This window comes from Pseudomonas sp. R3-41, assembly GCF_054161485.1.
Window position 1 is genome coordinate 2709962 of record NZ_CP096421.1, and the last position, 13306, is coordinate 2723267.

Consider the following 13306-nt stretch of genomic DNA (forward strand, 5'->3'; position numbering starts at 1 on the left):
TTGCGAAGCATCAGTTGTTCGACATTGTCTCAGGCGACGGTGCCCTTTGCTCTGGATGTTGTACGGTTTGATGAGTGTCCTTTCTTGAGTTCAGCAATCAGGAAATGGGGTGCATCTCCACGCTGGGCAGCGCCGATCACACCGGCTATAGACAACATGGTGACGTGACATTGCTTCAAGCCAGGCGCCAGTGATGTATTGGACATGGATAGACTCATTGAATGTTTTTGGAGCGTTCTAATCCGTCGATGAGAGGCATCGCGCGATCCGTCTTGCTGATGTCACCTTAGGGGGCTGTAATTCAGAGGTGGTCTCTCTCGGCATTTGGGTGGCTGTACGTTGAAACGCGGAATGAGGCGTGCGTAACGCTCGTGCCAATCTTAAAAGGGATTCTCAGAGGCTAGCTTCAGTGCATCAAAGTCATGATTCAGATGCTTGCAGAGCGCCTCGACAATGATCTGATGATCCTCCCGATCAGGTAAGCCTGAGACCGTGACAGAGCCAATCACACCAGCACGCCGGACACTGATGGGGAACCCACCCCCTACGCTTGCGTATTCCGCAGGTGAAAGATGATAGCGCTCAGAGATATCCAGATTTTCCAAAGCCAATTGATATCTGAGTCGGTAAGAGCTGCGTAAGAAACGCCGAACCGTGTTTGCTTTTCTCGCTACCCAGTCAAGGTTGTCGGAGGTTACTCCAGGACGTGCGGCAAAAAACAGCGGACGATCAAAGCGTCTCACCTCAATGACAAGAGGCCACGATTCGGTCTCAGCTCGCTCATAGATGTGTGTACCCAACTGCCAGGCGGTTTCCTCATCGAAATGTTCGAATTGAAGTGCCTCCTCTTGGCGAATCAGTAGTGCTAGACCGTCTTTCAGGCTCATCTCGATTCTCCCAGCCAAGCTCATGGTCGACGTACATGAGCAACAATACTCGACAGCATGAGCTGAAACATAACGTGAGTTAAATACAATTGTTCTTGCGCTAAGTTTCTATTTTTCAAACGTAATTATCGTTGGTCACGAAGGTCCAGAGCCTCGCTGATATGAATCCATTACCGCTCATCTTGGCGATTAAGAAAGATTGTAGAAGGCTGGTTGACAGGCCCTCAGATAATTTTTATTGTGAATACAGACATGCACACAAAGCAGCATGCAGCTTAGCGTTCTACCTTTACTGCCAAAAACAACGATTATCAGTGAGGTTAAAATGGTTCGGTTAATCCCTAGTTCCTTCAAAGCTCTATTTGTTGGCGCCAGTCTGTGCGGTGCCTTGATGGCTCAGTCCGCTGCTCAAGCGGCCGAAGGCTCCATCTGGCAAGATGTGCAAAAGGCAGGAGTGCTTCGCTGTGGTGCTGCCGTGGCCGCCCCATATGTCATGCGCAATGCTAGTTCTGGCGAGTACAGCGGCTATTTTGTCGATCTCTGCCGCGACTTTGGCGAGAAAGTCTTGAAGGTCAAGGTGGCCTTTGTTGATACCAACTGGGACAATCTGGTAGCTGGGCTGCAGAGCAACAAATGGGATCTGGCCATGGCTCTCAACCAGACTCCTGAGCGGGCATTGGCGGTCGCTTTCACAGTGCCCGCTACCGACTATCAAGTGTCGCTGCTGGTGAACAAGGACAACCCCAAGTTTGCTGACGCCAAGGACGATGTCAGTGCTCTCGACAAGCCTGAAGTAACGTTTGCCGTGATGTCTGGCACTGCGCAAGACAAGGCTATTTCTTCAATTGTGCGTAACGGCAAAATCATGCGTCTACCAGGCATGGATGAAGCCCGCTTGGCTGTGATGTCCAAGCGTGCCGACGTATTGGTAGACGCCAGCGATACCAATCACCTTTTCGCCCTGGCCAACCCGGATTGGACACGGGAAATTTTGCCTAAACCAGCATTGGCCAAGCAGGGTGTTTCATTCGGCGTGCGTAGAGACATCTCACCGGCAGATCTACAAGTGCTGAATATTTACCTGACGCAGCGGCGTGAGACTGGCGACATCCAGAAGCTGGTGGACAAAGCTTCGGTCGAAGCCAACGCTGAGAAGAAATAAAGCCCACATCCGGGCATGCCTTCTGTCTATGCGGTCAGAGGGCATGTCCGATTTAAACTGAGCGAAGGTAAGCACAGATGAGTGATGCTACACGTCCCCTTGCCGGGCAAACCATCCTGGTTACAGGTGGCTCTGGCGGTATTGGCGCAGCAATCGTTGAGCGACTTGCCTCGGAAGGTGCTCGTCCACTGATCCATTACAGCCGCGATGAGCAGGGGGCGCAGCGCTTGTTGGGCCTTATCGGCGGAAAAGGCTGGATCGTTCAGGGAGATCTGAGTAAGGAAACCGGGCCAGAGGATCTTTGGAAAGCTGCCTTGGAATTGGCCGGAGGCCGAATCCATGGCCTTATCAATAACGCTGGCATTCGCACTGAGATTCCACTTGGAGCGCCTTCCTCGGAGTGGCGAGCCGCATGGCGCCGAGAGTTTCAGGTGAACTTTTTTGCTGCCGCCGACCTGGCTCGTGAGGCGGTCATACATTTTCGTGCCAACGATGGCGGGCGGATTATAAACATGGCGAGCCGGGCAGCTCAGCGCGGCTATGCCGCTGATGCACTGCCATACGGTACGAGTAAAGCGGCGCTGATCAACCTCACCAAGTCGCTGGCACGTAGCGTGGCGGGCGAGGGCATTGTCGCTGTAGCGATTGCACCGGGCTGGGTACGCACAGACATGGCGGAGAAATTCGTAGCTCAACATGGTGAAACAGCGGCGGTATCTGATATACCGGTCGGGCGCATGGCCAACCCATCTGAAATCGCCGAGTTGGTGGCGTTCACATTGCGGCCTTCTCAAGCTTCACTCAATGGTGCAACGTTGGATGTAAATGGCGGCAGCTACATCAGATAGAGTATCTAAGGCCGTCCCAGGTTCGGTTTGATTGTCGAAGCGTGTGACGATGCGGCGGCTTTCTTTCAGCCAGCCGACCATGTGTTCGATGATGTTGCGCTGCCGGTATTTTGGCCGATCAAACAAGCGAGGCAAACCGGGCTTGGGTTTGCGTTTCATGGGTAGCAGGGGGATTTGCGCAGCACGACCTTGCCGGTTTCTACCCAGGCAGTCGCCATGCCTTCGCGCACTTCGTAGCCGAGGCTGGCCAAGCCGTCGAGCACGGCTTCGCGGCGGGCGAGAGCGGCCTGGTTCTGTAAGTGGGAAGCGATAAGCGATTGCACTGCTCGATCAGTCCGATCGTTACCGAGAGTTCGGTGTGGGTTGGGTTTCTGGCGCTTCTTCAATGGCGTTGCGCGCCCTCAACAATGCTCAGACTTACCGAATACATTTTGGTCTCAAGAGCGGTCGTTTCAGGGCAAAAAGCTCAAAAATACTCCAAATGACCTCCAGTAGTCTGTGATAGGGGGAAGGGGGCGAAAGGTGATTTGTCGCCTGTAAGCCGCATGGTGAGGGGCCGCTTATGACCGATACTTACCCGTCCGGCATGTTGTGGATCTGCTCTTGACTTGGCAAGAGGTGAGGCTGCTGCTCAGGAGTCAAGCACATATTTTTCAGCGGGAGCAGCGTCACCACTCCATTTAGTTATCCAAGAAATCCGTGAGTATCTGTCCAGACCGGACGCTTTCCGCCCGACTAGGTATGGGTAGAAGAAATTGGCACAGTCCGGAATCACGCTTTCTTGCCCCTTGATACACCCCAAGAATAAGTCCAGAATCAAGTCTTTTCCTGCCCCGGCAAGAAAATAAACCCCTTAGATTTCAACGAGTCGGACACCAGATACGAGTCTCGTTTCCCGCTCCAATTATTTTTCTATAGACTTCCATTGGAGTATGTAGAAATCAAAAAAAGAGGCTTCGGCCTCTTTTTTAGTTTCATTAAAGTCTACTCTGATACATCGATAGCCACGATTTTTTAGTACATTTTTTAGTACATCAATTCGACGCTTGGTAAATCAGTTTTTAGAGATGCTTGGCACTCTGAAAACCGTACAACATTCCTTCATTCGCATGAAATGGAGTTAGTACAATGGTCCTTACCAACACGGCGGTCCGACACGCCAAACCTCGCACCAAAAACTACACCCTTCCTGACTTTGATGGGCTCGCGCTTTTCGTGAATACGAAAGGCACCAAGAGCTGGCACTTCCGTTATTCTTGGGCGGGCGGGCAACGTCGGATTTCGCTCGGTACCTATCCTGAGACAGCCTACGAGATGCTGGCGCTCTGCGTGATGTTGCCAGGCGGTCGTTGATTGCTCGAGAGCACGATGTTAATACCGGTATGGTTTTGCGCTGGCAACAGCATTACCAAGACAGGGCCTTTGGCCCGGTTAGTCAGGGTGTCCTGCCGATCTCCATCCAATTTCGCCTCGCCCGAGCAGGTAGACGTAGTTCTGCGCTCGGAGCGAGGGAAAGTATAGGTTAGGCTGCCAAGTACTGTTCTGATACTGCAACCGCGCAGGTGGATGCGGTTGTAAATACAAAGATCACCATTGGGTCCACCTCTTGGTCAATAATCTGGGAGATTTGAAATCCGGCTTCCACCGCCAGTAATGAATCGCCGCCGGAGTTAAAGAAATCGTCGTCTGCGGTCAGTGATGGCACTTGAGTTACTGAGCGAAAGATTTCTAATATTTTGTCTTCCAGGATCTGGATCTCGATGGTCATAACCACTTCCTTTGGTTGGTATCACGAAGTTTCGTTACAAATGGTCCATGTGGGCAACGGGTTGCTCTAACTCGGACATGTACTTTCGCAAGATGCTCAGTTGGTCAAGGCCTTCCATGACGCTTTCGTGCTTGAGGCCGAAGTCGATAAGACAGGCAATTTCATCAACACCCGCCGAATGGCAAAGATCAACCACTTGTCTTGCATAGTTCAAATCACCGATCAGTCCCGCCTCACATAAGTATCGCTGCGCGCTGTCCTTTATTTGAGCACGCACCGTTTCATGGGTTTCAGGGGCCACCCGTTGGCTGGTGCCTGCCCGATAGGGCGTCAAGGAGCCGATTAGGTAGTCTTCCAGCGCAGTTTGAGCGTCCCGCAGCGCCTGTTCACGGCTAGGTGCCAGGTAGGTATGAAGCATCAAAGTGACGTGTCCACGCCAGGCACTGCCGGTTTGCGCCAGTGCCGTACGATAGGCGCTGATTTTTTCCGCCAACTCGGGAATGTCCTGCTTGACCAGATGGGTCAAGACACTTGCTTGGGCGCGACCGGCTTCTTCAAAGGTGTCCAGAGTGCCCGACGACGAGATCCACAGTTGGAGAGGTGCGACAGGAGGAGGGAAGGTCGCGACCTTCGAAGCCCCCTCCCCAAAGGGCTGGCCCGACCATAGGTTTCTGAGCGTCTGCACGGTTTCAAATGTTGAATCGCGTCTGTGTTCATAAGCCCCGGGAGCCAGCACGAAGTCGCGAGGATTCCAGCCGGAAGCCAGCGAAATACCCACTCTGCCGTTCGACAGATTGTCGACGACGGACCATTCCTCGACCAAGCGCAAGGGGTGATGCAAAGGCACGACGACACTACCGGCGCGGATATGTACCCGCTCAGTCACCATGGCTACCGCCGCACCGAGTACCGCCGGGTTCGGGTAAAGCCCCCCCACGGGGTGAAAGTGCCGTTCTGGTATCCACACGGCGGCGAAGCCATGGGCGTCAGCGTAGCGAGCTCCATCCAGTAACAATTGATAGGTATTGCCGGTGGATTTTTTTCCGGTTGCCGCATCCGCAAAGTAAAACAGGCTGAGTTGCATGTTCAGGTCATCCTTAACGTGTTATGAGCAGCGAAATTTCAACGGGATTGCCCAGCGTTCGAGTGGTCGGTGAACGTCAACGAGCACCGCCTGCGGGCGGGAAAAATCCCTGCTCCACCCCATGGGCCACGAAGTCTGCAATCCATGATTTCGTCGGCTTGAAGTACTGGAAGCCCAATTTTTCGAGCCAGGCGTCAGTCACGGCATGCTTGAGCGCAACCGGGCGACCAGCGCCTCGGTAGGTCATCGGCAGAATCCGGCCGACGTCTTCAACCCGTGCCTTGTCGCGCCCCAATATCGGCAGCGTCTCCTCGAATTCCTGTGCTGATACCAGATCGATGTCGTACCCCAGCTCATTGAGGGTCTGGATGAACTCACCATAGGGCAGTGCGTTGGGGGTCTGGATATGGAATGTGCGACCTGCTGCCAGAGGCTGGCCGCCGAGCAGCAGAACCGCCTGGGCCATGGTGTCGGCCGGTATGAGTTGAATACGTCGCTCCGTCCAGTCGGCGGCAACGCCCAGGCCCATGACGGCGCGTACGTAGCGGCTGAAAAAGTGTGCATCGATATTTCGCTGGAATTTGCCGCTCACGGAGTTAGGTGAAACCGTGCCCACTCTGAAGACGGTCGCGTAGTCGCCTGATTTATTGAAGTCGGCGATCAAATGCTCCGCGAAAATCTTGCTGGCCGAATAGGCTTCGGTCGGTGTTTGCCCGACTTCAAGCTGATACTCGTTGATGGACCTCGCCACGCCATCCAGGCTCCGTCCCGCCACGCCGATAGTCGAAATGTGGCACAGGTTGGGCTTGGCGAGCTGTGAGCACAGCTCGATCACGCGCTCTGTGCCATCGGTGTTGACGGCAAAGAAGTCGCGCTCCGAGCCAACATGACGCACGTCCGCCGCCGCGTGTATCACTCTGTCGCACGTCGCTGTCAGTACCGAGCGTGCCTCGTCGCCAAGCCCCAGGTTCCTTTCTCGCAAGTCCCCCCTGATGCACCGTACTCGTCGGGAAAATACCGACGCATCGATCTCGGACTGCGAGAAGTACCAGGCATATTGACTGGCGAGCCGATCCTGGGCGGCCTGGTCATTCTGGCCGCGCATCAGGCAAACAATTTCCAGCTGCGGATAGCTGTAAAGAAGCTTATGCAGAATATGGATGCCGAGCATGCCGGTGGCCCCAGTCAACAGCACTTGCCTGCAATGACGCCAGGTGTCGAGGCCAGCATCAATGCGCGTGAAGTCGATTTCGGGCTCGGCGGCAGCGGGCTCCACATGGGTGATGGCTTGCGGTTGCTCGTGGTGAGGTTGCACGGTGTCGATCCAGCGGGCCAGCAGCTCCACGGTTCTGTGTTCGAAGACCACCTGAGGCATCAAACTGATGCCGGCCTGCCGCAAGTGAACGGTAATGGAGATCGCCAGTAACGAGGTTCCGCCGACCTCGAAGAAATCATCGGCGACCGACTCCACTTTATAGGCCAGTACGTCCTGCCAGATTCGTGCGATCAACAGCTCCGAAGGGCTTTTGGGTGGCCGATTGTCGGTGGTGGTGCTGAAGACCGTTGGTATTCTTTTTCTGTCTATTTTTCCGTTGGCGGTGATCGGCAAGGCGTCCAGGACGGTTATCACCGAAGGCAGCATGTAGCTGGGCAGGCGTTTGGAGAGCGCCTCCTTGATGAGGTTGGACAGCTGAACCTTCTTCAGCCGTGCCCCCGGATTGTTACCGTCGGCCGACGGCTCTGACCGGAAGCTGCGCCCGGCAAGCGTGGCGAACAGATTGGCCGGATGCGCCGCTGTTGACAACACCATGTCGTAGTACCCGTCCGGATGATCCGAGCAGTTGAACGAGACGGTATAGCCACACTCGGTAGCAAGTTCACGAAGCGCTTCAGGGATGACACTGTCAGGCAGCGTCGAGGGAGTATCAGTTGAGTAGAGTTCATCGCGCCGGCGCAGATCGTCAATCAGCAGGCCGTGAGGTACACCGGTGAATGCGAAAGCAGCGTTTGTCCGTAAACGTAGATGTTTGGCCAGCTTCTCAAACGTCCAGTTTCCTGCACGCCATTCCTGCCAGTTCAACGCTGGCAAGTCATCGTTGCAAGCGGCCGAGGGTCGACTGAGCGTGACGTCATATCGATACTTGTTCATCTCCGTGGCGTGCCGTCCGCGACGGGGTTCGATGCGCGGCATCAGCCCGGTTTTTTTCGCGTAGTTGTGGAAGAAGCACGGATTGACGTTCAGTTCCGGCTCATCCTGGACAGCCTTTGCAATTCTGGGCAGCAACTCATCGTTCGTCAGTTGCGGCGCCCGAGCAGACTGTACCGAGGCGTGGAACATTTCCAACAGGCAGTAATTCCGGACATCTCCCAGGTAGATCACGCCGTCTGGGGCGAGCCGGCTGAGCAAGGCGTCCAGCACCTCGGTCAAATAGGCCATGTCGGGAAAGTACTGGCTTACCGAGTTGACCACGATGACATCGAACAGGGCCTCAAACTCAGGCAGGTTCCTGGCTTCTGCCACTGACAACTCGATGTTCGTGAGTCTGGACAGCCGGAGTTTCTGGCGCAGCTTGAGAATGACCGAGGTGGAGAAATCTGCGCCAACATAGCGCGCGCAGTGCGGTGCGAGTTCTTGAGCGAGCAATCCCGTGCCGACCCCGATTTCAAGAACATTGGGTGGCGTTGAGCGCTGCTCTGGAAGATAACGCAGGATGTTCTCAACTGTTCCGTCCAACCATTCGTCCATGACTGATGGCGCAATGGGTTGCTGATCGTAGCTGGAGTTCCAGCCGGTAAAGTCCCTCGTTCCGGACGCAGAAATTTCGTGGGTCTGGTCGAAGAGGGTGCGCCAATGCGCGACAACATCGGCGTCGAACGCATTCTGGTCCTGTTCGAGAGGTGCATCCTGTGCTGTCACACAGGCCACGAGCCGGCAATTGCTCCCGGGATCGCCGACTGCCAGCACCACGGCATTGTGAACGCCGGGCAGGCTGGTCAGCACTGCCTCGATTTCGCCTGGCTCAATGCGAAACCCGCGGACTTTCACCTGGCTGTCCAGGCGCCCGCGGAACTCGAAGGTTCGTTGCGCCCTGTTCCAGCGGCCCCGATCACCGCTGCGGTAATACTTGCGTCCACTCAACTCGATGAAGCTGGCGCGGGTTTCTGCCTCACGATTGATGTAGCCGGTGGCCACGCCTCGACCGCCAATCCAGATTTCGCCGGTTACGTCATCGGGCAGCACATTGCCGTGCTCATCTGCGATGACGACTTCAACGCCGTCCAGCGGTTGCCCTATCGGATAACCGGTGACCGGGCGTTGTTTGTCGTACAGATACAACGTGGAAAAAATGGTCGCTTCGGTGGGGCCATACGCGACGAAGACCCTGGCCTTGGGGAAGGCGTGGGACAAGGTGGCCAGCAGGTCGGCAGGTACGATGTCGCCACCGGTGATCACCACTCGAAGCGATTCATGACTGTGTGAGGCGGATTGTGACATGGACGTCAGCAGGTTTTCCATCAGTCCGGGAACGGCCTGAAAGATCGTCGCGGTCTTCAGCAGCTCGTCAATCGCCTGCGGCGAGAAGATTTCCTCCTGGGTCACAATTCGGCTCTGTCCGCCGGCCAGCATGGCGATAAACAGCTCGAAGTAGAAGACATCAAAGGTGCTTGCCGCGAGTACCAGCCCGACATCCGAAGGCGAGCATTCATGCAGCAACTGACAGGCGCGCATCGTATTGACGATATTGCCGTGGGAAACTATGACGCCTTTTGGCCTGCCGGTCGTACCGGAGGTATAAAGGATGTAGCAAGGCGATTCGGGCACAACCGCCGCGTCAATCGCGCGCAGTTGTTCTGGCGTCGGCTGGTCGTGGGCTTTACCGATGACGATACTGGGGATCGTATCGCAGCCTTTGTCTGCGCAAGACACAATGATCGCCCGGGCATTGGAGTCCGAGGTAATAAAGGCACGTCGATCGTCGGGATCCGCCGGATTGATCGGGACAAATGCCGCACCCGCTCGCAGGACGGCCAGTGTGGCTACAGCAATATCGACGCTGCGCTCGACACATATTGCGACGGTGTCGCTCTGGCGCACGCCACTTTGCAGTAACTGCACGGCCAGCGCGGCTGACTGGCGGCTGAGTTGGTCAAAGGTCAATAGGCCGTGCTTGTCCGAGACCGCACCGGCGTTCGGTGAGATTTGCGCCGCGTCAAGAAACAATCCATGCAGCCCGCAGTCTGGCCAGACCTGCTCGTCTGGCGTGCCGTTCGTGGAGGACAGCTTGTGGAAGAGGGGGAGTTGGGAGATGTCCTGTTGCGGTGTCTGCACGATGCAATTGAGCAAGCATTCGTAATGGCTGGCCATTTCCCGGATCACCTGCTCGTCGAACAGGTCCAGCGCATAGTTGATCCGCAGGCGCGCGTCTGTCGGGCGCCGCCACAACGTCCATTCCAGGTCGACCCGGGCAACGTCCAGATCGACCTTCAGGAGCTCGGTTCGCGTACCTTGCAACTCAATTTTTCCGGCCTCGACGTTCTGCAGAGTGAAAAGCACCTGAAACAACGGGTTATGACTGAGCGAACGCTCCGGGTTCAGGTCTTCCACCACCTGTTCGAATGGCGTTCGTTGATGCTCCAGCGCGAGCAACGTCGTGTCTCTGAATGCCTTGAGGACGGTAGTGAAGCTGGCCTGTGGAAGAATGCGGGTGCGCAGCACGACCGTATTCACGAATAACCCTAGGACATTCTCCAGCTCCTCGACCGGTCGGTTGGCGACAGGGGTGCCGAAGACAATGTCAGTCTGGCCTGAATACCGATGCAACAGCACCTTAAGTGCGGCGCCCAGGACCATGTAGAGCGAGCTGTCATATTGCTTGGCTAAGGCTTCCAGTGATTGCACCAACCCCTGTGGAAGTGTCAGGTCAATATGATTGCCCCGGAAGTTGGCGATGGCCGGCCGGGGGGTTGCCATTGGCAATTCAATTTGTGCGAGGTCGTGGAGCTGGGTCTTCCAGAATTGCCGGCTGCGGATACCCGCTTCGCTGGCAAGCCAGGCTTTTTCGGCCGCGACGAAGGTACTGAAATCGATATTGCCAGTGGCAGGTAACGCTTGCGAGGCAAGTGCGGCGGCATAAAAGCGTTGCAGGTCTTCATGCAGGATACCCAGCGACCAGCCATCGGCGACGATGTGGTGAATCACCAGGGCCATCAGGCAGGATTCATCGTCAGTGCGGATGACAACGGCCTTGAGCAGGGGGGCGCGGCTCAGGTCAAATGGCTGCCAGATAAAACTATCCAGGCATTGCTCTGCCGATTCGGGATTGTCGATGACGGACACGTCAGCGTCGACGGCGTCATGGACTACCGACTCAGGCTGGCCGTTGTCATTGGCCTGGAAAGAAGTGCGCAAGCTGGGGTGCCTGTTGATCAACGCTTGAAATGCCTGGCGTAATGCATCCAAGTTAACGTGGCCATGCAATTTGGCGATGCTGAAAATATTGTAGGCCGCACTGTTCGGATCCATCAGGTGCAGGAACCACATGCGTTTCTGGCCGTAAGACAGGGCGGATGTATCAATATCGAGTTGCGTGTGCGGCTCAGATGTTTTCTGTGCGCTCTTTATATGCTGGGCGAGAATTCTCTCGGCCGCTGATCTTTGGTCTTTATGTGCATTAGCCTTAGAACAAAAATCCATTCGATATACCATCCATAGTCGAGTAGCTCCTGCGAATTACCATAGAATCTCATTTGCGCTAGGGTCAAGCGCAAAAAATCAATTTCATCAGCCGAGCCGGTAGTGGCGTATAGCCATGGCTCGCCGCAAGCCCCATATTACTTAGCGTTGCGGCTGTAGCAGAGCATAAAAAATAATTGAGGTTATCCGCTGATGTTCAGGTATGGGTTTGTAATGACGTTGTAACGGTAATGGGGGGCATGGCAGCAAAATCAGCGCTTGCATTATAATTTTTGTGATTTAAAACAATGGGTAAGTGCTTTGTCGGGGGAGGGTGGTGGTAGTTTTGTCGCCGATTTCAGCAGCAACCGCACAGCTTGTGTGGACGTTAAAGCGGTTGTTGCCGATCGCGAAAAAAAATCTTTACGCCTCCGTTTTTCCTGTGTTACCAATAAAAAATGCTGAGGAAGCTGTTGGATTCAGCCTACAAGTAAAAGCCGACGCTTGGATGAACTAAAGTTTGCCAGCGAAATAAGGGAATATAACTCCGCCTGTTAAAGCGGAAGAATGTCGGAGGCTAATTGCTTGAGTATTGAAAAAGGGTCCCTCTGGCGGGACAGAAACTTCATGTGTCTTTGGATGGGGCAGTCCGTCAGCGAGATGGGCTCGTCTATCACCAATATTATTCTTCCACTGCTCGCCATTACCACGTTGAGTGCAACTCCGGGTGAGATTGGCTTACTTCGCGCTATGGCCTCCATTGCTGTATTGCTTGCGTCAATACCTTCGGGTGTCTACATCGACAGATTCAACAAGCGAAGTTTGATGATCGTGTGCGACTTCGTGCGAGCGGCGATATTGGTTACCGTCCCGCTATTTGCATTTTACGATCAGCTTTCGATGTACTGGCTGTATGCCGTGTCCTTCTTGTGTTCCGTGTTCTCGGTCGCCTTCGGAATCGCCTATCACTCCTACTATCCGATTTTTGTGCCGCGCAAGGATTTGCCCGAGGCGAACAGCAAGATCGAAACCACGGAATCAGCCGCGCGGGTCGGTGGCCCGGGGATCGGCACGTTCATGGCGGGCTGGATCGGAGCCCCGCTCACGCTGTTATTCGATGTCGTTTCCTATATTGCCAGCGCTGTTCTCCTGAGTTTTACCAAGACTGACGAGTCGAGCAAGGTGAAGGTAACCAAAAGGCCGCCCTTGCTGCAGGAAATAGGTGAGGGATTCAAGCTGCTATATGCCAATTCGGTATTGGCGCGAACTGCGATGACGACCATTGGCTCGATGTTCTGCCTGGCCATGATGAATGCGGTTTTTTTATATTACTTGATTAGCGATTTGAAGCTTTCACCGCAAATGGTCGGTATTGTCTTTTTTATCGGTGAAGGTGGCGGGCTGTTGGCAGCTATCCTCGCGAGTGCTTTGATGCGTTCAGTCGGTAGTGCAAAAATAATGTGGTGGGTAGTCTTTCTTAGTCCGGCAGGTTTCCTTTTGGGTGGGGCACAAAGTCATCCGCTATTGCTGCCGACACTCTATCTATGTTTGACGTCTGTTCGCTTTGTATTGTTTGACATTGCCCAATATTCCTATCGGCAGTCTTCTTGTCCGCTGGAAAGTCTCGGCAAGGTGACTGCAAGTATCAGAACCTGTATCGGCATTGCGGCGGCAAGCGGGGCAATTTTCGGTGGGTGGCTGGGCAGTATTGTAAGTCCAGTCGCGAGTATATTCATTGCAACGGTATTGATGTGTGTTTCATCCCTTCCTGTAGTGTTTTCGGCGTTACGGCATACCAGAGATATTGAAGACCTTCCCGCGCTGACCCATGTAGATCGTTGATAGAGGTCGGTCTGCAGCAAAGTTTTCCTCGTGTCGTTTTA

8 protein-coding genes and 3 pseudogenes are annotated in these 13306 nt (G+C 54.7%); 4 read left to right on the forward strand and 7 right to left on the reverse strand.

The features are described from left to right. Positions 1-92 precede the first annotated feature (92 nt). Together M1D99_RS12295 and M1D99_RS12300 are read right to left on the reverse strand one after the other, a co-directional pair. A pseudogene (locus M1D99_RS12295) lies at positions 93-218 on the reverse strand (hypothetical protein); the annotation flags it as partial. 162 nt (positions 219-380) lie between these two features. Next, positions 381-887 (reverse strand): heme-degrading domain-containing protein, encoded by a 507-nt coding sequence (locus M1D99_RS12300; protein WP_458131930.1) that lies wholly within the window; start codon positions 885-887, stop codon positions 381-383. Between the two features lie 268 nt (positions 888-1155). Between M1D99_RS12300 and M1D99_RS12305 the strand changes: the two genes are divergently transcribed. Further along, positions 1156-2049, forward strand: a complete 894-nt coding sequence (locus M1D99_RS12305) for a transporter substrate-binding domain-containing protein (protein WP_458131931.1) — start codon at positions 1156-1158, stop codon at positions 2047-2049. A gap of 77 nt (positions 2050-2126) precedes the next feature. Next, the gene (locus tag M1D99_RS12310; protein WP_458131932.1) at positions 2127-2897 is read left to right on the forward strand and encodes an SDR family NAD(P)-dependent oxidoreductase; all 771 of its coding nucleotides are present in this window, start codon (positions 2127-2129) and stop codon (positions 2895-2897) included. Here M1D99_RS12310 and M1D99_RS12315 read toward each other — a convergent pair. Then, positions 2847-3071: pseudogene (locus M1D99_RS12315) on the reverse strand (hypothetical protein); the annotation flags it as partial. The gene M1D99_RS12310 and the pseudogene M1D99_RS12315 overlap by 51 nt on opposite strands. Next, a pseudogene (locus M1D99_RS12320) lies at positions 3071-3202 on the reverse strand (hypothetical protein); the annotation flags it as partial. The pseudogenes M1D99_RS12320 and M1D99_RS12315, both read right to left, overlap by 1 nt. Positions 3203-4025: 823 nt before the next feature. On the opposite strand from M1D99_RS12320, the gene M1D99_RS12325 reads away from it, so the two are divergent. Then, positions 4026-4250, forward strand: a complete 225-nt coding sequence (locus M1D99_RS12325; protein WP_458131933.1) for an Arm DNA-binding domain-containing protein — start codon at positions 4026-4028, stop codon at positions 4248-4250. A gap of 169 nt (positions 4251-4419) precedes the next feature. On the opposite strand, the gene M1D99_RS12330 is transcribed toward M1D99_RS12325, so the two are convergent. The 3 genes from M1D99_RS12330 to M1D99_RS12340 form a co-directional block, all read right to left on the reverse strand. Continuing rightward, the gene (locus M1D99_RS12330) at positions 4420-4665 is read right to left on the reverse strand and encodes a phosphopantetheine-binding protein (RefSeq protein ID WP_134660710.1); all 246 of its coding nucleotides are present in this window, start codon (positions 4663-4665) and stop codon (positions 4420-4422) included. 34 nt (positions 4666-4699) lie between these two features. Next, entirely contained in the window at positions 4700-5749 is a 1050-nt protein-coding gene (locus M1D99_RS12335; RefSeq protein WP_134660711.1) for a MupA/Atu3671 family FMN-dependent luciferase-like monooxygenase, read from the reverse strand. Positions 5750-5825: 76 nt separating this feature from the next. Next, positions 5826-11444 carry an amino acid adenylation domain-containing protein gene (locus tag M1D99_RS12340; RefSeq protein ID WP_458131934.1) on the reverse strand — a complete coding sequence of 1873 codons (5619 nt, stop codon included), beginning with the start codon at positions 11442-11444 and terminating at the stop codon, positions 5826-5828. Positions 11445-12008: 564 nt separating this feature from the next. On the opposite strand from M1D99_RS12340, the gene M1D99_RS12345 reads away from it, so the two are divergent. Further along, positions 12009-13265, forward strand: coding sequence for an MFS transporter (locus M1D99_RS12345; protein ID WP_256657142.1), 1257 nt, complete (start codon positions 12009-12011; stop codon positions 13263-13265). The last annotated feature ends 41 nt before the right edge of the window (positions 13266-13306 follow it).